This window comes from Amycolatopsis sp. WAC 04182, from assembly GCF_003947465.1.
GTDB lineage: Bacteria > Actinomycetota > Actinomycetes > Mycobacteriales > Pseudonocardiaceae > Amycolatopsis.
This window is the reverse complement of the sequence record NZ_QHJJ01000006.1, coordinates 28,029-48,933: the sequence shown is the minus strand read 5'-3', so window position 1 is coordinate 48,933 and position 20,905 is coordinate 28,029. Positions and strand designations below refer to the sequence as shown.

The window sequence follows — 20,905 nt, the reverse complement described above, 5'->3', positions numbered from 1 at the left end:
CTCAGCGGGGGAGCAAGGGACCTTTGCTACCACTTTGAGACGAAACCGCTGGTCAAACGCTTGCCGCGCCGCCACACACCGGCCGTCAGCGGCACCCCCGGCCGGTACGCGAGGTGCGTCGTCGAAGGCGCCTCCAGCACGTGAAGGTCGGCGCGCGCCCCCGGCCGCACGAAGCCCACGTCGTCACGCCGCAACGCGCGAGCCCCGCCCGCCGTCGCCGACCACACCGCCTCGTCGATCGTCATCCGCATCTGCAGCACCGCGGTCGCGACGCAGAACGCCATCGACGTCGTGTACGAGCTGCCCGGGTTCGCGTTGCTGGCCAGCGCGACCGTCGCCCCCGCGTCCAGGAGACGCCGCGCCGGCGCCAGCGGCTGCCGCGTCGACAGGTCGCACGCCGGCAGCAAGGTCGCGACGGTGTCCGAAGCAGCGAGAGCCTCGACCTCCGCTTCGCTCAGGTACGTGCAGTGGTCGACACTCGCCGCCCCCAGCTCGACGGCCAGCCGCACACCCGGCCCCTCCCCCAGCTGGTTCCCGTGCACCCGCAGCCCGAGCCCGCGTTCCCGCGCCGCCTTCAGCACCCGCCCGGACTGCGCCTCGTCGAACGCGCCGGTCTCGCAGAACACGTCCGCCCACCGCACGAGTGGCGCGACGGCGTCGAGCATGTCGCCGCAGACCAAGTCCACATAGGACTCCGCGTCCGCGCCCGGCGGCACCAGATGCGCGCCGAGGAACGTGACCTCGTCGGCCACCTCGGCGGCGATCCGCGCCGACCGCGCCTCGTCTTCGACGTTGAGCCCGTATCCGGTTTTCGTCTCCAGACAGGTCGTGCCCTGCCTCGCCGCTTCATCGACGTGACGCCGCAGGTTCGCCGCCAGCTGTTCGTCGGACGCCGACCGTGTCGCGTCGACGGTGACCGCGATCCCTCCGGCGCTATACGCCTTCCCGGCCATACGTGCTTCGAACTCGGCCGTCCGGTCCCCGGCGAAGACCAGGTGCGTGTGGCTGTCCACCCAGCCGGGCAACACCGCACGGCCCTCGACATCGACCCGCTCGTCCGCGTCGGGAGCCTCCGCGGCCGCGCCGACCCAGGCGATCGTTTCGCCCTCGACGACGACGGCCGCGTCGCGGAGCTTGCCCAGTTCGGCGTCGTTCGTGGTGAGCTCGCCGATTCCCGTGATCAGGACTGCCACAATGCCTCGATCTCCTTGGCCAAGACCGTTTCCGGCCGATCGATCAGCTGATGCACGCCATCGCGGACGATCTCCCGCCCGGCGACGACGACGTCCCGGACGTCCGCGCCGGAAGCGGCGAAGACCACCCCGGACGGCTCGATCCCCGCGGTCCGCACCGAACCGAGCCCGACCGTCACCAGGTCCGCGCCCGCGCCCGGAGCCAGCGCGCCGACCTCGTCCCAGCCGACCGCGCCGTGATCCGTCGCCGCCGCGAGCAGTTCCTCCGCGGTGAACCGGCCGCGTTTCTCGCTGGCGAGCCGCTCGTTGAGTTCCAGCGCCCTGGTCTCCTCGAACGCATCGACGACCGCGTTGCTGTCACTGCCGAGCGACAACCGCACCCCCGCGTCCAGCAGCGTCCGCGCGGGGCCGATCCCGTCGCCGAGATCCCGTTCGGTCGTCGGACAGAAGCAGGCGCGGCTCTCCGCCTCCCCGAGCCATTTGATGTCGCCCGAGGTCAGGTGCGTCGCGTGCACCGCGGTGAGCCGCTCGCTGAGCACTCCGTGGTCCCAGAGCAGCCCGGTCGGAGTCCAATGATAAGCCGCCATGCACTGTTCGTTCTCGGCCCGCTGCTCGGAAAGATGGATGTGCAGCGGTCGATCCTCGGGCGTTCCGTTGTCCACTTCGGACAATTCGTCCTCGGGAACGGCGCGCACGGAATGGATCGCCCCACCCACCCGGAACGTCTCGTCCTCGCGCAGTTCGCCGGCTCGTTGCGCCCACTTCGTGGCCGTCCCATCGGAGAACCGCCGCTGGACTTCGTCGGGTTCGACGCCGATCCCACCCGCGAGATAACACGCGTCGAGCAACGTCAGCCGGATCCCGGCGTCCCTGGCGGCCTGCCGCAACGCCTCGCCCATCGCGTTCGGCTCGGCGTAAGGCTTTCCGCCCGGCGCGTGGTGCAGGTAGTGGAACTCGCCGACGCTCGTGTAGCCGGCCAGCACCATCTCCGCGTAGACCCCGCGCGCCAGCCGGTAGTACGAATCCGGATCGAGCCGTGCCGCGAGCGAGTACATCCGCTCGCGCCACGTCCAGAAGGTCCCGCGATCGTGATGCGTCCGGCCACGCAGCGCACGATGGAACGCGTGCGAGTGCCCGTTGGCGAACCCCGGCAAGGTCAGTCCATTGAGGACAGTCCCCTCACGAGGCGCGTTCGCCGTCACCGAAGTGATCTCGCAGCCGTCGACCTCGATTCGGACGGCATCGGCGATCCCGTCCGGCAGCCAGGCACGTTCACACCAATATGTCGTCATGTCGACAGTTTCTCCAGGACGTCCGCGAGCGCGCGGGCACCGTGGTCGACGTCCTCCGCCTCGGAGAACTCCTCCGGCGAATGGCTGATGCCGGTCGGATTGCGCACGTAGAGCATCCCGGACGGGACGAACCCGGCGAGGATCGCGGCGTCGTGCCCGGCGCCGGTCGGCAGTTCCGGCGGCCCGCCCAGCCAGGTGCCCAGGTCGCGGCGCAGCGCGTCATCGAAGACCACGTCGTCCGAGTACGACTCCCTGCTGACCTCGACGCGGCAACCTTCTTGCCCTGCCGCCTCTTCGGCCAGCTTCGCGATCTCCGCGACCAGTTCGGGCGTATCCGTACCCGGCACCCGCGCGTCCAACCACAGGTCCACAGTGGACGCGATGACGTTGGTCCCGCCGGGAGTCGGCACGAGCCTGCCCACGGTGGCCCTCGCGTCGGCGGTCGCCTTGGCCAGCTTCCGCACGGCGAGCACCGTCTCGGCCGCCGGGATCATCGGGTCACGACGATCGCCGATCAGCGTCGCACCGGCGTGGTTTCCCTGCCCCTGGAAGGAGAATCGCCACCGGCCGTGCGCGATCACGGTGTTGCCGACGGCGACCGGCGAGCCGAGGTCGATCAGCCCGCGACCCTGCTCGACGTGCAGTTCCAGGAACCGCCCGATCAGCCCGAGCCGCTCGGAGTCCCGGCCGACCCGATCGGGATCGAGTCCCGATTTCGCCGCCGCTTCGGCGAACGTGACGCCGTCCGGGTCACGCAGGCCGCGCGCCTTGTCCGCGTCGATGGTCCCGGTCAGCAGCCGCGAGCCGAGGCACGGCACGCCGAATCGGCCGCCCTCCTCCTCGGCGAAGACCACGACGGCGAACGGTTTCGCGGGACGGAACCCCTTGGCCTGCAAGATCTCCACCGCGTCGAGCGCACTCGCGACACCAAGCGGTCCGTCGAAGGCGCCACCGCCGGGAACCGAGTCGAGATGGCTCCCGGTGACGACCGCGTCCGGGCCGGGTGTGCCCCACCAGGCCCAGATGTTGCCGTTGCGGTCGGTCTCGACGCCCAGTCCCAGCCGCCCGGCACGCTCGACGAACCACGCGCGGAGTTCGGTTTCGGCCGCGTCGAAGGCGTGGCGGGAGTAGCCGCCGCGCTTCGGGTCGCGGCCGACGTCCGAGATCTCCTCCAGCAGCGAGGACGCGGTCACTCGGCGTCCCGCATGGGCACGCGCACTCCGCGCTCGTCGGCGACATCGGCGGCGCGGTCGTACCCGGCGTCGACGTGCCGGATGACGCCCATGCCCGGGTCATTGGTGAGCACACGCTCGAGTTTCTGCGCCGCCAGCGGGGTTCCGTCGGCCACGCTGACCTGGCCGGCGTGGATGGAGCGGCCCATGCCGACGCCGCCGCCGTGGTGGATCGACACCCAGCTGGCCCCCGACGAGGTGTTGACCAGCGCGTTCAGCAGCGGCCAGTCGGCGATCGCGTCGGAACCGTCGGCCATGCCCTCGGTCTCACGGTACGGCGAGGCGACGCTGCCCGAGTCGAGGTGGTCACGGCCGATGACGACCGGCGCCTTCAGTTCGCCGCTGGCGACCATCTCGTTGAACCGCAGGCCCGCGAGGTGCCGCTCGCCGTAGCCGAGCCAGCAGATCCGCGACGGAAGCCCCTGGAACGCGACGCGTTCACCGGCCAGCTTGATCCAGCGTGCGAGGGATTCGTTCTCCGGGAACAGTTCCAGCATCGCGCGGTCGGTCGCCGCGATGTCCTCGGGGTCACCGGACAGCGCCGCCCAGCGGAACGGGCCGTTGCCCTCGCAGAACAGCGGGCGGATGTAGGCGGGCACGAATCCCGGGAAGTCGAACGCGCGCTCGCAGCCGCCGAGTTTCGCCTCGCCGCGCAGGGAGTTGCCGTAGTCGAAGACCTCGGCGCCCTTGTCGAGGAAGCCGAGCATCGCCTCGACGTGCTCCGCCATCGACTCGCGGGCGCGCTCGGTGAACTCGTCGGGCTTCTTGTCCGCGTAGTCCTGCCACTCGTCGACGCCGATACCCTTGGGCAGATAAGAAAGCGGGTCGTGCGCGGAGGTCTGGTCGGTGACGATGTCGACCTCGACACCACGGCGCAGCAGTTCGGGCAGCACCTCTGCGGCGTTGCCGACCACGCCGACCGACAGCGCGCGCTTCTCCTTCTTGGCGGCCTCCACCCGGCGGATCGCGTCGTCGAGATCGTCGGCGACCTCATCGAGGTAGCGGGTCTCGACGCGGCGGTGGGCGCGCTGCGGGTCGCATTCGATGACGAGCGCGACGCCGTCGTTCATCGTGACGGCCAGCGGCTGCGCGCCACCCATGCCGCCGAGACCGGCGGTGACGGTGAGCGTGCCCTTGAGGCTGCCGCCGAACCGCTTCTTCGCGACGGCGGCGAAGGTTTCGTACGTGCCCTGCAGGATTCCCTGCGTGCCGATGTAGATCCAGGACCCCGCGGTCATCTGGCCGTACATGGTCAGGCCCTGCGCCTCCAGGCGGCGGAACTCGGGCCACGTCGCCCAGTCGCCGACGAGGTTGGAGTTCGCGATGAGCACGCGCGGCGCCCATTCGTGCGTGCGGAACACGCCGACCGGCTTGCCCGACTGGACGAGCAGCGTCTCGTCCTGCTCCAAACTGGTCAGTTCGCGGGTGATCGCGTCGAAGCTGGCCCAGTTGCGGGCGGCCTTGCCGGTGCCGCCGTAGACGACCAGGTCCTCCGGGCGCTCGGCGACCTCGGGGTCGAGGTTGTTGTGGAACATCCGCAGCGCGGCTTCGGTCTGCCAGTTCTTCGCGGTGAGCGTGGTGCCTCGGGCGGCACGGACCGTGCGGGTCATGGGCTCAGACCTCCAGTTGGGCCGCGGCGAGGACGGCACCCGACGCGACGAGTTCTTCGGCGGCGGCGATCTCCGGCGCCAGGTGACGGTCGGGGCCGGGGCCCTCGACCTTGGTGCGGACGAGATCCCGGACCCGGCCGGTGACCGGCGACGGGACCAGGGGCGCGCGCATGTCGAGTGCCCGCGCGGCGGTGAGCAGTTCGATGGCGAGGACGGTGTTGAGGCCCTCGACGGCCTTGCGCAGCTTGCGCGCGGCCGACCAGCCCATGGAGACGTGGTCCTCCTGCATGGCGCTGCTCGGGATCGAATCGACCGACGCCGGCACCGCGAGCCGCTTGAGCTCGCTGACGATGGCCGCCTGCGTGTACTGGGCGATCATGTGGCCGGAATCGACGCCGGGGTCGAACGCGAGGAACGGCGGCAGGCCGTGCGAGCGGGCCTTGTCGAGCATGCGGTCCGTGCGGCGCTCGGCGATGCTGGCGACGTCCGCGAGCGGGATCGCGAGGAAGTCGAGCACGTACGCGACCGGGGCACCGTGGAAGTTGCCGTTCGACTCGACGCGGCCGTCGGATAGCACGACCGGGTTGTCGACCGCGGAGTGAAGCTCACGCTCGGCGACGAGTTCGGCGTGCGTGAGGCTGTCGCGGGCGCCGCCATGCACCTGGGGCGCGCAGCGGAGGGAATACGCGTCCTGGACGCGGTTGCAATCGGGGCCGCGGTGGCTCTCGACGATCTTCGAGTCCTGAAGCGCCGTCCACATCCGCTGGGCGCTCAGCGCCTGGCCCGGGTGCGGGCGCAGCGCCTGGAGGTCGGCCGCGAAGGCGCGGTCGGTGCCGAGGAGCGCTTCGACGCTCATCGCCGCGGTGATGTCGGCGGTGTCGAGCAGCTTGCGAAGGTCGGCCGCGGCGAGCAGAAGCATGCCGAGCATGCCGTCGGTCCCGTTCGTGAGGGCGAGCCCCTCCTTCTCCGCGAGAACGACAGGCTCGATCCCAGCGTGCTTCAGCGCTACGCCTGCCTGGACGACTTCGCCGTTGTACTCGACTTCGCCCTCTCCCATCAGCGCGAGTGCGACAGCGGCGAGAGGCGCGAGGTCACCGGAGCAGCCGAGGGAGCCGTACTCGTGAACGAGCGGGGTGATCCCGGCGTTGAGCAGGGCCGCAAGCGCTTGCGCCGTCTGCGGGCGGATGCCGGTGTACCCGCTGGCGAGGGTGCGGAGACGCAGCAGCATCAGCGCGCGCACGACCTCGGTCTCCACGACCGAGCCCGCGCCGGCCGCGTGCGACCGGATCAGCGACCGCTGCAGGGCGGTACGGCTCTCGAGCGGGATGTGCCTGGTGGCGAGCGCCCCGAAGCCCGTCGAAACGCCGTACGTCGGCGTCTCGGCGTGCGCGAGGTTGTCGATGTGCTGCCGCGTCGCGGCGAGGTTCTTCTCGGCCGCTTCGCTGACCGCGACGGGCGAGTGGTCACGGGCGACCGCGACGACCTGTTCGGGCCGAAGCGGTTCGGAGCCCAGAAGTACGGTTTCCGGCATAGCCCCATTGGACAACGCCATGCCCGCTGGTGGGCGGCCCCAACCGGTGGTTGTGTCTGGTATCCAAGACACGCACGGTGGGAGCAAGGGACCTTTGCTACCGCGGCGGCGGGGGTGTGTGGAAATAGAGACGTTGAGTGTCCCTATTTCCACACACCCCTTGCTCCGCGTAGCCATGCATACCGATCGTGTGGATTTCGGGACATCTGACGTCCCAAAATCCACACGGTCACCTGCGGAAAGAGAGCAAGGGACCTTTGCTACCACTTACCTCAACGTTGAGAGAAGTGGTAGCAAAGGTCCCTTGCTCCCCCGCCGAAGCGAAACAGGAGGTCGGCATGGGTGAGAGCAGCGAGGTCCCGGCTCTGCGACGCGGCCTCGGCATCCTTCGCGCCCTCGCCGCGCGCCCGGGCCCGGTGTCGGCGGCCGCGATCGCGCGCGAACTCGGCCTTCCGCGTTCGACGACGTACCACCTGCTCGCCGAACTGGAAGCCGCCGGTTTCGTGACGCACTTGCCCGCCGAGCGCCGGTACGGTCTCGGTATCGCCGCGTTCGAGCTCGGCTCGGCCTACCTACGGCACGACCCGCTGGAACGGCTCGCGCTCCCGCTGCTGCGCAAACTCGCCGACCGCGTCGGCCACACCGCGCATCTGGGCGTGCTTCACGGCAACGAGTCGCTCTACCTGGTCAAAGAGCGCCCCACCCGCCCGGAAACCCTGGTGACCGAGGTCGGCGTCCGGCTGCCTGGCCAGCTCACGGCGTCGGGCAGGGCGATATTGCGGCATTTGCCGTCGCCGCACGTCCGCGCGCTCTTCCCGAACGCGTCGGCGTTCGTCCTGCGCACCGGTCGCGGCCCGCGCACCCTCGCCGAGCTACGCCGGACGCTGAACGCGGAGGGCAGGCTCGGCTGGGCGGTCGAAGATGGACACGTCACCGAAGGATTCGCCTCGGTGGCCTGCCCGGTCTTCGACCACGGCGGCCGGCCGATGGCCGCGATCAGCGTGACCCTCCGCCACCTCTGCCCGGGAGCCGAGGGGTGTGAGGAGACTTGGCCGGACCTCGCCGAGGAGGTCCGTCTGACCGCGGCCGAACTGACCACCCGGATCGGGGGTCAGATGCGCTGAGCGTGCTTCTTCTGGACTCCCTCGAGCCCGAGCATCGCCAGCAGTTCAGCACAGTCGAGAGCATCCGAAGCGTGCCCTGCGACGGTTCGCGCGGCCCTGCCGTTCTGCAGCGTGAGGCGGACTTCTTCCTCCGCTCGCACTCCGGCCATCCGGCTCTGGTCTTCAGCGGGGTCGGGACGACTGGAATGCCTAGCCCAGGTCATCTGCCACCTTCTTCCGGCCCTCCGGCGACACGGGGTCGTTTCGAAAGAGGGCCATGGTCGGACACTCAGCATGACATCCCACCGCGCGACAGTTCCCGGCGCGGGTGAATTGAGACAAAAACGATCTAGATTTCACTACTCTGCGTGATTCAAATGCCCCATCCCTACAAGACCGCGTCCTTGATCCCCTCGGCCAACGCACCGACGAGCTCCGGCCCACGCGTGACACGAACGTCGTTGCCCAACCGGCCCAATGCGTCCGCGTCATCGACGATGCCGAGCAGCACCGCGACGCCTGCGGGATCCAACAGACCAGGCATATGCGACCCCAGTAGCCAGGCGCCCGAGAGCGCCGGATCGAAGCCGTGCCGTTCGAGGACTTCGAGCTCCTCGTCGTAGAGCCGGTCCCAATATGGTCCCGCCGAGTACCAGCCGATCATCGTCCCGAGGTCGACAGCGTCGCGCGTGGTCGTGGCTCGCCGATCCCACCAGGTCAAGAGCTTGAGCAGAGCCAATGCCGGTACCGCGGGAACCTTGGTGAGGACCCCGCCGGGCAGGAGCACCGACTCGGCCGATGCCACGGCTTCGCGCAATCCGCGGACGTTCATCCGATGGTCGTCGGGCCAGAGGACGGTCCGGTCTTCGTCCTCGATGCCGCCATAAGGCAGCACATCGACCTCGACGCCCTCCACCAGGAACGAATGCGCGCTCCGGCCATGTCGCTCCAGCCGACTGACGAAGTGTTCGAAATCGTCCCAAGTGCCCATCGCGGCGGCGATGTCGATGTCCTGGGTTGCCCGCTCGGGTGGTCCACCGACCAGCCCGATCGACAAGATCGTGCGCGCCGTCGCCCCGACCACGAGGTACTCGACTCCCGCCGCGCGCGCTACGGCATCGACCCGAGCCAGGACTCTCGCGGCGAGCCGGAGATCAGGTTCGGTCGATGCGCTTAAGTCGATCATCATCGCTCCGAATCCGGTCGCCGTGCTCGCGCTGACGCGGATCGCCCGAGGCCAGCAGGTCAGCGTAGATCAGCGGCGACGGCACGATCCACGACTCCGGCTCGGGCGCCTGCCAGAACCGGCGTCTGATGTGGACGTTGCCGCCGTTTTCCGCTCGTGCCAACCGATTCCGGCCGATGACCTGCGCCGGCAGCCCGTCGGCGTAAAGCGTGAGCGAGGCGGGCCGCAGATGCGGATCGATGAGGCTCGCCCCGGCTTCGCCGCCCACCTGAACCCCCGAGGAAAGCAAGTCGGCTTCCGCGTCGCGCCACCACGAAAGGTCGGCCGCGGCGAACTCGCCGAGCGCCAACGAAGTGTCCAGGGTGATCGAGTAAGCCTCCGACCACCGGTCGAGCAGCTCGGCCCCTCGGGCGAGCCGTCGCTCATCCCCGCGCTCGTACAGGTAGCCGGCGCGGGTGAGCTCATCGACGACGGTCTTGACCGTACCGAGCGACGCACCGCTCATCTCGGCCAGCCGACGGTACGGAACGGCGGCCGTCTCCGGCCAGCTGAGCAGGACGAACATGACTTGAAGCCCGGCCCGGCCGAAGGCTCCCGCACCTCGCGACGAGGCTCGTCCGGCCGGCACGGTGCGTTTGCGGCGACCTCGGACATCGATCAGGACGTCATCCCAGGCGAGGTGTGCGTTGCCCGCCGTGTCCAGGTAGTCGATGCCCCGGGCGCGCAGCCGCTCGGCGACCGGTTCACTGAGGTACGTGGTGAAAAGCAGTGGTGGAGGAGACGGCGGGAAGTGGACCGCGGTGGCCAGTTCCGCGGTCATCCGCTGCTTGAACTCGACACCATAGGTCCGGACAGCACCGGACCGCGTGGTGAGCTTCAGCAGGGCGCCGTCGAGTACTTCACTCCCGAGCCCCAGCTCTTGGAGCCGGGATCGAAGCTCCTTGTTCAACAAGTCATCATGTTCATTCAAATTGAACATACACATATATTGAACGCATCACCGCCCGCGCGCAACCCTGTCACCTCGGCCCACACGCAAAGAAGCGGCCCCGCCCCCTCAGGGGCAGGGCCGCTTCGTCGACCAGTGGAGGTGCCGGGAATTGAACCCGGGTCCTCTGGCGCATCACCAGGGCTTCTCCGTGCGCAGTCCGCTATGTCTCTACTTGGCCCCTTCAGTCACGCGAACAAGCTGAAGTGACGAGCCCAGCCACTGTTTGTTTCCCAACCACACCCCGTAGCCGAGTGTGGCGGTAAGCCTCCTAGCTGATGCCGGTGACCGGGTCGGAGGCGACCCCGGACCGACAGAGTTGCTCTACTGCTTAGGCAGCAAGAGCGAACTCGCGCTGGCTCTTAGGCTCGGCGCTTATTGGTTTGCGATGACGCTTACGGTGGTCTCTCGCCTGCACCGGCACGCTTCTCCTGATTCAACGACCAAAGTCGAAACCGTTCACCCCCTTGGTGGGACACAACCTGTACATCATAACTCGGTCGGCAACCGGGTTATTCCCGCAGGTGGGGCTAGCCCCACCTGGGAGATGCCCGTGGGCACCATGTCAGCGAGCACGCGCGAGCGCGATGCTGGACTCCTCGCACCAGAGAGGAGCACGACCATGAGCTCGCTAGCGGCCGAGCGGGAGCTGAGCAGGGCCGATCCGTCGTTCGGCGGCTCGCTGGTCTACCTGCTGATGAACCTGCCGATGGGCATCGTGGCGTTCGCGCTCCTGATGTCATTCGGCTGGCTGGGCATCGGCACGGCCATCGTCTGGATCGGGCTGCCGATCCTCGCGCTCGTGATCCTGTCGGTCCGCGGCGCGGCCCGGATGGAGCGCGCCAGGGTGTACGCCCTGCTCGACCGCTACATCGACCTGCCGTATCTCCCGCTGCCCGCCGCCGGCCAGTCCGTGCGCTGGAAGGCCCGGTTGAAGGACGGCTCGACCTGGCGCGACCTCGCCTACTTCTTCCTGCTCTTCCCGCTGGGCATCATCGAGTTCGTCCTGGTCACGACGTTCTGGTCGACCAGCCTCGGCCTCGCCGGCCTGCCGATCTACTACCGCTTCCTGCCCGGCGGCGAGTACCGCTTCCCGACCTGGGAAAACGCGTGGTTCACCGTCGATTCGACGGTCTCGGCGCTGCCTTGGGCGGCGCTCGGGGTGCTCTGCATCGCCCTGTCGGTAGCGTTGACGAAGGCGCTGGCCGGGATGCACGCCCGGCTGGCGACGGCATTGCTCGGGCCGACCCACGCCCAGCGCCGCCGTCTGGAGGATTCATGGGGCGAGGTTCACGGATGACGATCGACCAGCAGGTACCGCAGGTGGGGATTCCGCGGCCGCGGCCGTTGAGGTCGATCGTCTACATGATCGTCAGCTTCGTGTTCCGGCTCCTCCAGTTCGTTCTCATCGTCGTCGGCCTGGCGGTCGGCATCGCGACGGCGGTGGTGTGGATCGGCTTCCCGATCCTCATGGCCACGACCAGCTTCATCCGCTGGTCCGCCGACCGCGAACGGGGCTGGGCGCGCACGATGCTCGAGACTCCGCTGGAGCCGGTCGAACGCCTGCCGGTCGAGGGGCTTTCGCTGGTCAAGCGCTGGCTGACCCGGTTGACCGACGCGACGACGTGGCGCGACCTCGCCTACCTGATGGCGGCGTTCCCGTTGGCGTGCCTGGAGCTTCCGATCGCGATCGCGTCGATCGTGCTGCTGCCGATGGCCATCTGGGTCACCCCGTGGCTCGGCTGGCTGCACGGCAACCTGGCGTTCTCGCTACTCGGCCCGAACCGCACGCAGCGGCTGGAGCAGAAGGCCGAGCGGTTGCAGGCGTCGCGGGCTCGCGGGGTCGACGCCGCCGAGGCCGAACGCCGCCGCATCGAGCGGGACCTGCACGACGGCGCACAGCAGCGCCTGGTCGCCGTCGCGATGAGCCTCGGCCGCGCGAAGTCGAAGTTCGACCAGGATCCGGACGCGGTGCGCGAACTGATCGACGAGGCGCACCTCGACGCCAAGCTCGCGGTGTCGGAACTGCGCGATCTCGCCCGCGGGATCTACCCGGCCGTGCTCGGCGACCGCGGTCTCGACGCCGCCTTGTCCGCGCAGGCCGCGAAATCGCCGATCCACGTCGACGTCGAGGTGGACGTCGAACCGCGGCCCCCCGCCGCGGTCGAGACCACGGCCTACTTCATCGTCGGCGAGACGCTGACGAACATCGCGAAGCACTCGGGAGCGACCGAAGCGGGTGTGAAGGTGTGGCGCACCGACTCGATGGTCATCGTCGAGATCACCGACAACGGGCACGGTGGTGCCGAAGTCCGGCCAGGTGGCGGCCTCGCCGGGCTCGCCGACCGGGCGGCCACGATCGACGGCGTGATCACAGTCGTCAGCCCGCCCGGTGGCCCGACCGTGATTCGCGCGGACCTGCCGTGCCAATGGTGACCCGCTCGTGAGTGAATAGGCTCTGCCATTCACTCACGACGCTGGGGGCAGCATGCGGGTTGTCATCGCCGAAGACGCGGTTCTGTTGCGCGCGGGGGTGATCCGCCTCCTCGCCGACGAGAACATCGAGACCGTCGCGGCCGTGGACAACGGTGACGACCTGCTGGCCGCGGTCAAGGAGCACCGGCCGGACCTCGCGATCGTCGACGTGCGGATGCCGCCCACCTTCACCGACGAGGGCCTGCGCGCCGCACTGGGCGCCCGTGACGCCATCCCGGGCCTGCCTGTTCTCGTGCTTTCCCAGTACGTCGAGGAGAGCTACGCGGTCGAGCTGCTGTCCGGCGGCGCGGGCGGAGTCGGGTATCTGCTCAAGGAACGCGTCGCCGACGTCGGGGACTTCCTCGACGCGGTCAAACGTGTCGCCGGCGGTGGCACGGCCATCGACCCGGACGTCATCGCGCAGCTGATGGCCCGTGGACGCAAGAACCCGCTCGACGCCCTCACCGCCCGCGAGTCCGAGGTGCTGGGCCTGATGGCGCAGGGCCTGTCGAACACCGCGATCGCGAACTCGCTCGTCGTCTCGCACGGCGCGGTCGAGAAGCACATCGGCAACATCTTCTCGAAGCTCGGTCTCGAAGCGAGTTCGGTGGAACACCGCCGGGTCCGCGCGGTCCTCACTTACTTAGGACGCTGAAGTAGCTCTTGGTGGCGAAGCCGTCACTCACCTAACATGGGCAGACTGTAGGTGGGTGACGCGCCGGACCGAGGAGGACCCATGACCGACAGGCCCTCCCACAGCGCCCGTTTCTTCGGCGGCCCTCTCGACGGACGCGTCCAGGAGCTCGGTGACACCGAGCCGGTCGCGGGCACCGTCCTCAAACACGTCCATCTGCACGACGGGCCCAAGATCGAGACCCGCTACGAACTCGGCCTCGCCGAGGACGACTGCTGGGAATTCCGGCTGTGCGCCGCCCCCGTCCCGGAGCCGGCGCCGCGGCCGGAGCCCGAGCCGGACGGCGTGGGGTAGGGAAAACTCCACCTTCCGAGGGCGAAAACAAGAAGATCGATACGGCGGCCCGCACCGCTGTTTTCACGGTCCCGAAGCAGCAGGCTCTTTTCCATGCACACGAGCCAGAAACAGGGCCGGGACAGGTTCCTGGACATCGTCCGAGCGGTCGCGATCCTCGCGGTCGTCGTTCAGCACTGGGGAATGCCGGTGCTCTCGTACGCCGACGGCCACCTCTCGACCGGGAACGCCCTCGCGACCCCCGGCTGGTGGGTCATCACCTGGCTCAGTCAGGTCATGCCGCTCGTCTTCTTCGCCGGCGGTGCGGCGAACCTGATCTCGTTGAACCGCGCGGAAAGTTCCCGTTCCTGGCTCGCGGCCCGCCTCAAGCGGCTGATGATCCCGGTGCTGCCGCTGGTGGCCGTCTGGCTGTTCGTCCCGGACATCCTGCGCGGGATGGGCATTCCGGAGCAGCCGCTGCAGGTCGGCGGAGCGATCGCCGCGCAGCTGCTGTGGTTCCTGGCCGTGTACGTGCTCACCGTGCTGCTCACCCCGCTGATGGCCGCCGCGCACCGGCGCTGGGGCCTCAAGGTCCCGCTCGTGATGCTCGCCGCCGCCGTCCTCGTCGACGTCGCCCGCTTCAACGACCTCGGCCTGATCGGTTTCGCGAACGCGATCTTCGTCTGGATGGCCGTGCACCAGCTCGGTTTCCACTACACGCAAGGCCGTCTCGGTGCGCTGAGCCGCAACGCCGCGCTGGGCATGGCGGGCGCCGGTTTCGGTATCACCGCGCTGATGGTCGCCTTCGGCCCGTACCCCGCGAGCATGATCGGCATGCCGGGCGCCCCGGTGTCGAACATGAGCCCGCCGACCGTGCTGCTGGCCTTCCTCGCGATCGGCCAGATCGGGCTCCTGCTGGCCTTCAAACCGCAGCTGAACGCCATGGCCACCCGGCCGGGTCTCGACGCCGCGCTGAAGTGGATCGGCCCACGGTTCATGAGCGTCTACCTGTGGCACATGCCGGCGCTGATCGTCGTCTCCGGTGTCGCGGTCTACGGCCTTGGCTACGAAACTCCCGAGCCGGGTTCCGTGCTGTGGCTGACGATGCTCCCGGCCTGGCTCGGCGCCTGCGGACTGGTGCTCTTCGGTCTGCTGCGGATGTTCGCTCGTTTCGAAACGCAGAATTCCGGCCCCGCCTCGACCGCCCACACGCCTCAGCTGGTGGTGGCCGGGCTGGCGATCGCGGGCGGCCTGCTGGGCTTGGCAGCGCACGGTTTCGCCCCGCTGAGCGACGGTCTCGCCCAGGGCCCGGCACCGTGGGTGGCGCTGGCGACGGGCGGATTCCTCCTGACGGGCAAGCAGATCCAGGTTTCGGAGCTGGGAACGCGGTTGCTCGGCCGCGCCGTCTCGGTCACCGAGGTGGCACAGCTCAAACGCTGAGCAGTTTCGCGGGGGTGTCGTGCAGCACCGCTCGCAGGAACGGCTCACCCAGGCGATCGTCGGCGGCCCAGCCGGCGATCGCCTGCAGCTGTGTGGCGTACGAGTACGGGATGTTGGGGAAATCGGTGCCGAGAACGACGCGGTCGGGGAATTCGGCCAGCAGGTCCGTCCAGTCCGGCGGGAGCGGGTTGCCGCGCGAAGTGAATTCCACCCCGACCATCGTGGTGTCGAGGTACACCCGCGGATACTTCCTGGCCAGCTCGAACGCGAAGTCGATCTCCGGCATGCCGGCGTGCGCGAGCACCAGTGTCAGGCCGGGATGCCGCACGAGGATCTCCTCGAACAGCCGTAGCCCGGTGTAGGCGCCCTTCAACGGACCGTGTCCACAGTGGACGACCACCGGGACACCCGCGTCCGCCAGCGCGCCCCAGACGCCGTCCAGCAGCTCGTCACGCGGGTCGTAGGCCCCGACCTGGACGTGTGCCTTGAAACAGCGGGCGCCCGCGCGCAGCGCTCCGTCCACAACGGACAGCGCGGACGGCTCCGGGTAAAAGGTGCCGGTCGGCACCGCCTCGGGGACGCGTTCCGCGAACTCCAGCGCCCACGACGTCAGCCATTCGGCCATTCCCGGCTTGTGCGGATAGACCAGCGGCGCGAACCTGCGCACGCCGAACGAGCGCAGGGTTTCGATCCGCTCTTCTTCCGGCGTGCGGTAGTGCACGGGCCAGGCCATGCCGTAGTGCTCTTCGGCCTGGTCGAAGTAGGCCCACACCTTGTCCATGACCTGCTTCGGCAGGAAATGCAGGTGAAGGTCCACGAGTCCGTCGATACCGAGCGCCGAGATCCAACCGGGGATCTCGGCGTCCGACGCTGGCCCGTGGATCAATCGTTGTACCGGCCCTTCAGCGCCCGGCCCATGGCCCGGCTGATGGTGCGGTCCGCGTCCCGCTTGGCGATGTCCTGCCGCTTGTCGTAGGACTTCTTGCCCTTCGCCAGCGCGATCTCGACCTTGACCTTGCCGTCCTTGAAGTACATCGACAGCGGGACCAGCGAAAGGCCGCTCTCCTTGGTCTTGCCGATGAGCTTCTCGATCTCCTGGCGGTGCAGCAGCAGTTTCCGGGTGCGCCGCGGCGTGTGGTTCGTCCACGTGCCCTGCACGTACTCCGGGATGTGCACGTTCCGCAGCCAGACCTCGCCGTCGTCCACCGTGGCGAACGCGTCCGCCAGTGATGCCCGTCCTTCACGCAGGCTCTTCACCTCGGTACCGACGAGCACGAGACCGGCTTCGTAGGTATCGAGGATGGAGTAATCGTGGCGAGCCTTGCGGTTCGACACGATCACCTTGTGTCCACGTTCCTTGGGCATAGCGGCGACTCTACGTGAGTTTCTGTGTTCGGGCAGGTGGTTATCGGGCGGCTAGTGGCGCACGTACAGGCGCAGCGTCACGTAGCCGGTGATCGCCGAAATGACGATCGAGACGGCGAGCAGGATCGGCGCCACCGGGAACAGCAATTCGAGCATGCCGACCGCGGGGAACACGTCCCCGGTGAGCACCAAGTCGAGCAACAGCACCTTGGTGAGCACGAGGAAGACGATGCCGATGATCGCACCGACCAGGCCGGCGACCACCGCCTCCAGGAGGAACGGCAGCTGCGTGTACCACCGGGTCGCGCCGACCAGCCGCATGATGCCGACCTCGGTGCGCCGGGTGAACGCCGACACCTGGATCGTGTTGGCGATCAGCAGCAGCGCGGCGATGGCCATGATCAGCGCGGCGCCGAAGGCCAGGTTCCGCACACCGTTGAGCGCGTTGAACACGCGGTCCAGTGCCTTCTGCTGGTCGTCGACCTTGCTGACGCCCGGTTTGCCGGTGTACTCCTGGATGATCGCCTGGCTGCGCTCGGGGTTCTTCAGCTTGACGTGCAGCGACGCGGGCAGCGCCTCCGGCCCGGTCAGCGCGAGCAGTTCCGGCTGGCTCTCGAACATCTTCTTGAACCGCTCGTAGGACTGCTCGCGGTTCTCGAACACGACCGACTCGACGCCGTCGTTGCCCTGCAGGTCCTGGCGCAGCGACTGGCAGGCGGACTGCGAGCAGTTCGGGTCACCCGCGCTGATGTCGTTGACCAGATAGACCGAAACCTCGACGTCGGCGAGGAAGTTGGCCTTCATCTTGTCGATCGTGCCGACCGCCAGCAGGCCGAAGCCGAGCATGGCGAGGGAGACCGCGGTGGTGAGGATCATCGCGATGGTCATCGTGACGTTCCGGCGCAAGCCGGTGACTACCTCGCTGAAGACGAAACTGGCGCGCATCGGGGTTGATGTCCCTTGGAAGTCGTGGGTTACGGAGGAGGGCGGGGCCGGTCAGCGGCCGATGCCGTAGACGCCTCGGGCGTCGTCACGGATGACCTTGCCGAGCTGGAGCTCGACGACCCTTCGCCGCATCGAGTCCACGATCGAATGGTCGTGGGTGGCCATCAGCACCGTCGTGCCGGTGCGGTTGATCCGCTCCAGCAGCAACATGATGTCCTGGCTGGTGTCGGGGTCCAGGTTCCCGGTCGGCTCGTCGGCGAGCAGCACGAGCGGGCGGTTCACGAAGGCGCGGGCGATCGCGACGCGCTGCTGCTCACCACCGGAGAGTTCGTTGGGGAGACGGTCGGCCTTGCCGTCGAGGCCGACGAGTTCGAGCACCTCGGGCACGACCTTGCGGATCGTGGGGCGCGGCTTGCCGATGACTTCGAGCGCGAAGGCGACGTTCTCGGCGACGGTCTTGTTCGACAGCAGACGGAAGTCCTGGAAGACGCAGCCGATGGTCTGCCGCAGCCGCGGCACCCGGCGACGGGCGAGCTTGGCGACGTCGAAGTTGGAGACCATGACGCGACCCTTGCTCGGCACCTCTTCGCGCAGCAGGAGACGCAGGAAGGTCGACTTCCCGGATCCCGAAGGACCGATCAGGAAGACGAACTCGCCTTTGTCGATCTCGACCGACACCCTTTCGAGGGCGGGACGGGTCGAGGTCTTGTAGACCTTGGAAACCTCTTCGAGCCGGATCACGGTTCGGCATACTACCCATGCCCGTCGTTAAGCCCGGGTAGCCCGGTCCCGGCGGCCAAGCGAGCAAGGGACCTTTGCTCTCACTCTCTTTCGGAAAGTGAGAGCAAAGGTCCCTTGCTCTCTCACGCAGGGTTGTTACGCGGCTCCGGACTGCTTGCGCCAGCGGATGCCGGCCTCCAGGAAACCGTCGATCTCGCCGTCGAGCACGGACGACGGGTTGCCGACCTCGAACTCGGTCCGCAGGTCCTTGACCATCTGGTACGGGTGCAGCACGTAGGAGCGCATCTGGTTGCCCCAGCTGGAGCCGCCGTCCTTGAGCGCGTCCATCTCGGCGCGCTCCTCTTCCTTCTTCCGCTGCAGCAGCCGCGCCTGGAGGACCTTCATCGCGGCCGCCTTGTTCTGCAGCTGCGACTTTTCGTTCTGACACGAAACGACCACGCCGGTCGGGATATGCGTGATCCGCACCGCCGAGTCCGTCGTGTTGACGCTCTGGCCACCGGGGCCGGACGAGCGGTACACGTCGACGCGGATGTCCTTCTCGGGGATGTCGACGTGGTCGACCTCCTCGACCTCGGGCATCACCTCGACGTGCGCGAAGGAGGTCTGACGGCGGCTCTGGTTGTCGAACGGCGAGATGCGCACCAGGCGGTGCGTGCCCTGCTCGACCGAGAGCGTGCCGTAGACGTAGGGCGCCGTCACCTTGAAGGTGGCGGACTTGATGCCCGCTTCCTCGGCGTAGGAGATGTCGTAGACGTCCGTGGGGTAGTTGTGGCGCTCAGCCCACCGCAGGTACATCCGGAGCAGCATCTCGGCCCAGTCGGCCGCGTCGACGCCGCCCGCTTCGGACCGGATGGTGACCACGGCGTTGCGCGGGTCGTATTCACCCGACAGCAGGGTGCGGACCTCGAGCCCGTCGATGTCCTTGGTGAGCGCCGTGAGCTCGGTCTCGGACTCGGTCACGCTGGCTGAGTCGCCCTCGGCCTCGGCCAGTTCATACAGGACGCCCAGATCGTCGAGCCGCTGCCGCAGCTCGGAAATGCGTCGCAGCTCACTCTGCCGGTGGGACAACTGGCTGGTGACCTTCTGCGCCGCTTCGGGGTCGTCCCAGAGGTTCGGGCTGGACGCCTGTTCCTCCAGCTCGGCCACCTGGGCACGCAGCGCATCCAGGTCCATCACCGACTCGATCTGCGTCAGCTTGCCGGCCAGGTCCTTCAGTGCCGCATCGAACTCATCACTCACGTCGGCCAAGGTTACGGCAAAACCCACGGCCGGTTGCGGGGAACCGGCCGTGGGCACCTGTCCGGGTCAGGACTGGGGGATGGAATCCAGCAATTTCAGTGCGGCTTTCGCCTGCGCCTGCGCGAACTCGGCGACGGCCTTGGCGTACGGACCGTCGGCGGCCTTCGTGGCGGCCTTGGCCTCGTCGAGCTGCTGGGTGTAGCTCGCACGGGCCGACTCGAGCAGGGCCGAACGCTGCTTGACCGTCAGCGAACCGGCGTGCACGAGACGCAGGATCAGCGGGCTGCGGAGGTGGTCAGGACCGGCTTCGGAGGTCAGCCACGTCTTGAACGCCTTCTTGCCCGCCGCGGTGATGAGGTACTGCTGGCTCGACCGCGGGCCCTGCTTGCCGAGGCGGACGAGGCCCTCCTTCGACAAGGCGGGGAGCTCCCGGTACACCTGGCTGCGGGTCACGCTGAAGAAGGCGCCGAAACGCTCACCCGCCCCCGCGACCAGTTGCCCGCCCGTGGCGGGACCGTCGTGGAGAAGACCGAGCAGTGCGGCGGCTGTTGCATTCAATTCGGACACGTCCTCTACGGTCCCACTTTTCGGAACCTGTGTCCACTGTGGTCAGCACATCTGTCCATTGTGGCTAGTGATATGCGCTCATTCGGCCCAACGCACTACGCCTGTCCACAATGGACCGGACACGCTACGCAACCGGCGTTCGTCACGGACAGCGGAACCCGTCCCCCGCCCCGCCCAACAACGGGGAGTGATCGCCTCGAAGGGCGCACTTGCTACGGAACAGGGCAACAAAGAGGCGCGGGTCTGCGATTTCCGCAGACCCGCGCCTCGTTTTCTCTGTAGCGGGGACAGGATTTGAACCTGCGACCTCTGGGTTATGAGCCCAGCGAGCTACCGAGCTGCTCCACCCCGCGTCGTTGTGTTAATAGATTACATGGGGCCGAAACGTGCTTTCAGGCGGGTACCCCTAACTTCCGGAAGGGCCTTTGACCAGCCTTTATGGCGCAACTTTGTCATCCAGCCAGCCGAAGACGCCGTTGAGCACCATGGTCAGCCCGTCGGCGAACCTGCCCTCGACGTCCTCGTCGAACACCCAGGCCGTGGGCGTGACGTCGTAACGCGGGTCCCGTTCACCCGGAACCGGGTAAACGGCCTGCTCTTCGATGGTGAAACCGACGACGTAGCTGTAGACGGTGAACAACGCCCGTCCGGCCAGGTGCGGTTCGAGCCCCGCGTCGACGCGCCCTTGAAGCGGATTGTCACCGAGAAGGCTCTCGTCGGTCAGAAAAGTCCCAGCGAACACCTTCGCCCCGTCACGGTAAGCGAGCATCATCCGGCGCAAAGCCCGTGACGCCAGCTCGAGAGCCTCCCTCTCCCCCGCGTTTTCGGGAACACGACCCGGCATCGCGTCCGCGTACATCAGCGTCGCCATCTCGTCGAGCAGCTCCTGCTTGTTCTTCACATGCCAGTACAGCGCGGGCGCCTTGACGCCGAGTTCCTGCGCGATCAGGCGGAGCGTCAGTCCGTTGAGCCCGACGTCGTTGAGCAGTCGAAGCCCGGCGCGGACGATGTCCTGCCTGGTCAGACCCACT

At 68.2% G+C, this 20,905-nt stretch carries 21 protein-coding genes, 1 tRNA gene and 1 other RNA gene; 6 read left to right on the top strand and 17 right to left on the bottom strand.

All coding sequences use genetic code 11. From position 1 onward, the window contains the following. Positions 1 to 26: 26 nt before the first annotated feature. The 5 genes from hutI to hutH are packed head-to-tail and all read right to left on the bottom strand — an operon-like array spanning position 27 to position 6,858. Positions 27 to 1,193: an imidazolonepropionase gene (gene hutI / locus DMH01_RS29525; RefSeq protein WP_125680495.1), complete on the bottom strand. Its 1,167-nt coding sequence runs from the start codon at positions 1,191 to 1,193 to the stop codon at positions 27 to 29. Beyond that, on the bottom strand, positions 1,181 to 2,485 hold the full coding sequence (locus DMH01_RS29520; protein ID WP_125680494.1) for a formimidoylglutamate deiminase: 1,305 nt from the start codon (positions 2,483 to 2,485) through the stop codon (positions 1,181 to 1,183). Before DMH01_RS29520 ends, hutI begins: the two co-directional genes overlap by 13 nt. Beyond that, positions 2,482 to 3,678, bottom strand: coding sequence for an allantoate amidohydrolase (locus DMH01_RS29515; RefSeq protein WP_125680493.1), 1,197 nt, complete (start codon positions 3,676 to 3,678; stop codon positions 2,482 to 2,484). Before DMH01_RS29515 ends, DMH01_RS29520 begins: the two co-directional genes overlap by 4 nt. Continuing rightward, positions 3,675 to 5,327, bottom strand: a complete 1,653-nt coding sequence (gene hutU, locus DMH01_RS29510; RefSeq protein WP_125680492.1) for a urocanate hydratase — start codon at positions 5,325 to 5,327, stop codon at positions 3,675 to 3,677. Before hutU ends, DMH01_RS29515 begins: the two co-directional genes overlap by 4 nt. 4 nt (positions 5,328 to 5,331) lie before the next feature. After that, positions 5,332 to 6,858 (bottom strand): histidine ammonia-lyase, encoded by a 1,527-nt coding sequence (hutH, locus tag DMH01_RS29505; protein WP_125680491.1) that lies wholly within the window; start codon positions 6,856 to 6,858, stop codon positions 5,332 to 5,334. 338 nt (positions 6,859 to 7,196) lie between these two features. Between hutH and DMH01_RS29500 the strand changes: the two genes are divergently transcribed. Beyond that, entirely contained in the window at positions 7,197 to 7,982 is a 786-nt protein-coding gene (locus DMH01_RS29500; RefSeq protein ID WP_125680490.1) for an IclR family transcriptional regulator, read from the top strand. Here DMH01_RS29500 and DMH01_RS29495 read toward each other — a convergent pair. The 4 genes from DMH01_RS29495 to ssrA form a co-directional block, all read right to left on the bottom strand. Next, on the bottom strand, positions 7,970 to 8,185 hold the full coding sequence (locus tag DMH01_RS29495; protein ID WP_125680489.1) for a hypothetical protein: 216 nt from the start codon (positions 8,183 to 8,185) through the stop codon (positions 7,970 to 7,972). The two genes, DMH01_RS29500 and DMH01_RS29495, sit on opposite strands and share 13 nt — an antisense overlap. Before the next feature lie 164 nt (positions 8,186 to 8,349). After that, on the bottom strand, positions 8,350 to 9,147 hold the full coding sequence (locus DMH01_RS29490) for a nucleotidyl transferase AbiEii/AbiGii toxin family protein (RefSeq protein ID WP_158633262.1): 798 nt from the start codon (positions 9,145 to 9,147) through the stop codon (positions 8,350 to 8,352). Continuing rightward, the gene (locus DMH01_RS29485; RefSeq protein WP_158633261.1) at positions 9,116 to 10,096 is read right to left on the bottom strand and encodes a type IV toxin-antitoxin system AbiEi family antitoxin; all 981 of its coding nucleotides are present in this window, start codon (positions 10,094 to 10,096) and stop codon (positions 9,116 to 9,118) included. Before DMH01_RS29485 ends, DMH01_RS29490 begins: the two co-directional genes overlap by 32 nt. A gap of 133 nt (positions 10,097 to 10,229) precedes the next feature. After that, positions 10,230 to 10,602: a transfer-messenger RNA gene (ssrA, locus tag DMH01_RS29480) on the bottom strand. A 155-nt stretch (positions 10,603 to 10,757) separates the two neighbouring features. Between ssrA and DMH01_RS29475 the strand changes: the two genes are divergently transcribed. From DMH01_RS29475 to DMH01_RS29455, 5 genes are all read left to right on the top strand, one after another. Continuing rightward, positions 10,758 to 11,435, top strand: coding sequence for a sensor domain-containing protein (locus tag DMH01_RS29475; protein ID WP_125680486.1), 678 nt, complete (start codon positions 10,758 to 10,760; stop codon positions 11,433 to 11,435). Then, on the top strand, positions 11,432 to 12,571 hold the full coding sequence (locus tag DMH01_RS29470; RefSeq protein WP_125680485.1) for a sensor histidine kinase: 1,140 nt from the start codon (positions 11,432 to 11,434) through the stop codon (positions 12,569 to 12,571). Before DMH01_RS29475 ends, DMH01_RS29470 begins: the two co-directional genes overlap by 4 nt. Before the next feature lie 52 nt (positions 12,572 to 12,623). Then, on the top strand, positions 12,624 to 13,265 hold the full coding sequence (locus tag DMH01_RS29465) for a response regulator transcription factor (RefSeq protein WP_125680484.1): 642 nt from the start codon (positions 12,624 to 12,626) through the stop codon (positions 13,263 to 13,265). A gap of 81 nt (positions 13,266 to 13,346) precedes the next feature. Further along, positions 13,347 to 13,598 carry a hypothetical protein gene (locus tag DMH01_RS29460; protein WP_125680483.1) on the top strand — a complete coding sequence of 84 codons (252 nt, stop codon included), beginning with the start codon at positions 13,347 to 13,349 and terminating at the stop codon, positions 13,596 to 13,598. Between the two features lie 93 nt (positions 13,599 to 13,691). After that, the gene (locus DMH01_RS29455; RefSeq protein ID WP_125680482.1) at positions 13,692 to 15,017 is read left to right on the top strand and encodes an acyltransferase; all 1,326 of its coding nucleotides are present in this window, start codon (positions 13,692 to 13,694) and stop codon (positions 15,015 to 15,017) included. Here DMH01_RS29455 and DMH01_RS29450 read toward each other — a convergent pair. The 8 genes from DMH01_RS29450 to DMH01_RS29415 all read right to left on the bottom strand — a co-directional run bounded on the left by DMH01_RS29450 (position 15,007) and on the right by DMH01_RS29415 (position 20,904). Continuing rightward, positions 15,007 to 15,903: an amidohydrolase family protein gene (locus DMH01_RS29450; RefSeq protein ID WP_125680481.1), complete on the bottom strand. Its 897-nt coding sequence runs from the start codon at positions 15,901 to 15,903 to the stop codon at positions 15,007 to 15,009. The genes DMH01_RS29455 and DMH01_RS29450 overlap by 11 nt on opposite strands. After that, positions 15,900 to 16,382 carry an SsrA-binding protein SmpB gene (smpB, locus tag DMH01_RS29445; protein WP_034322147.1) on the bottom strand — a complete coding sequence of 161 codons (483 nt, stop codon included), beginning with the start codon at positions 16,380 to 16,382 and terminating at the stop codon, positions 15,900 to 15,902. The genes DMH01_RS29450 and smpB overlap by 4 nt, the downstream gene beginning before the upstream one ends. 51 nt (positions 16,383 to 16,433) lie before the next feature. Then, on the bottom strand, positions 16,434 to 17,327 hold the full coding sequence (gene ftsX / locus DMH01_RS29440) for a permease-like cell division protein FtsX (RefSeq protein WP_125680480.1): 894 nt from the start codon (positions 17,325 to 17,327) through the stop codon (positions 16,434 to 16,436). Between the two features lie 51 nt (positions 17,328 to 17,378). Then, the gene (gene ftsE, locus DMH01_RS29435; RefSeq protein ID WP_005168409.1) at positions 17,379 to 18,068 is read right to left on the bottom strand and encodes a cell division ATP-binding protein FtsE; all 690 of its coding nucleotides are present in this window, start codon (positions 18,066 to 18,068) and stop codon (positions 17,379 to 17,381) included. A 135-nt stretch (positions 18,069 to 18,203) separates the two neighbouring features. Then, entirely contained in the window at positions 18,204 to 19,307 is a 1,104-nt protein-coding gene (gene prfB / locus DMH01_RS29430; protein ID WP_125680479.1) for a peptide chain release factor 2, read from the bottom strand. A 66-nt stretch (positions 19,308 to 19,373) separates the two neighbouring features. Then, positions 19,374 to 19,874, bottom strand: a complete 501-nt coding sequence (locus DMH01_RS29425) for a PadR family transcriptional regulator (protein ID WP_034322153.1) — start codon at positions 19,872 to 19,874, stop codon at positions 19,374 to 19,376. 279 nt (positions 19,875 to 20,153) lie between these two features. Continuing rightward, a tRNA-Met gene (locus DMH01_RS29420) sits at positions 20,154 to 20,227 on the bottom strand. A gap of 83 nt (positions 20,228 to 20,310) precedes the next feature. Then, the gene (locus tag DMH01_RS29415; protein WP_125680478.1) at positions 20,311 to 20,904 is read right to left on the bottom strand and encodes a TetR/AcrR family transcriptional regulator C-terminal domain-containing protein; all 594 of its coding nucleotides are present in this window, start codon (positions 20,902 to 20,904) and stop codon (positions 20,311 to 20,313) included. Position 20,905: the final 1 nt, after the last annotated feature.

Bases quoted from the DNA above. Each gene is read 5' to 3' on its own strand.
- DMH01_RS29520 (WP_125680494.1), bottom strand. From the start codon at position 2,485: ATGACGACATATTGGTGTGAACGTGCCTGGCTGCCGGACGGGATCGCC.
- hutU (WP_125680492.1), bottom strand. From the start codon at position 5,327: ATGACCCGCACGGTCCGTGCCGCCCGAGGCACCACGCTCACCGCGAAG.
- hutH (WP_125680491.1), bottom strand. From the start codon at position 6,858: ATGCCGGAAACCGTACTTCTGGGCTCCGAACCGCTTCGGCCCGAACAG.
- DMH01_RS29500 (WP_125680490.1), top strand. From the start codon at position 7,197: ATGGGTGAGAGCAGCGAGGTCCCGGCTCTGCGACGCGGCCTCGGCATC.
- DMH01_RS29495 (WP_125680489.1), bottom strand. From the start codon at position 8,185: ATGACCTGGGCTAGGCATTCCAGTCGTCCCGACCCCGCTGAAGACCAG.
- DMH01_RS29490 (WP_158633262.1), bottom strand. From the start codon at position 9,147: ATGATCGACTTAAGCGCATCGACCGAACCTGATCTCCGGCTCGCCGCG.
- DMH01_RS29475 (WP_125680486.1), top strand. From the start codon at position 10,758: ATGAGCTCGCTAGCGGCCGAGCGGGAGCTGAGCAGGGCCGATCCGTCG.
- DMH01_RS29470 (WP_125680485.1), top strand. From the start codon at position 11,432: ATGACGATCGACCAGCAGGTACCGCAGGTGGGGATTCCGCGGCCGCGG.
- DMH01_RS29465 (WP_125680484.1), top strand. From the start codon at position 12,624: ATGCGGGTTGTCATCGCCGAAGACGCGGTTCTGTTGCGCGCGGGGGTG.
- DMH01_RS29460 (WP_125680483.1), top strand. From the start codon at position 13,347: ATGACCGACAGGCCCTCCCACAGCGCCCGTTTCTTCGGCGGCCCTCTC.
- DMH01_RS29455 (WP_125680482.1), top strand. From the start codon at position 13,692: ATGCACACGAGCCAGAAACAGGGCCGGGACAGGTTCCTGGACATCGTC.
- smpB (WP_034322147.1), bottom strand. From the start codon at position 16,382: ATGCCCAAGGAACGTGGACACAAGGTGATCGTGTCGAACCGCAAGGCT.
- ftsX (WP_125680480.1), bottom strand. From the start codon at position 17,327: ATGCGCGCCAGTTTCGTCTTCAGCGAGGTAGTCACCGGCTTGCGCCGG.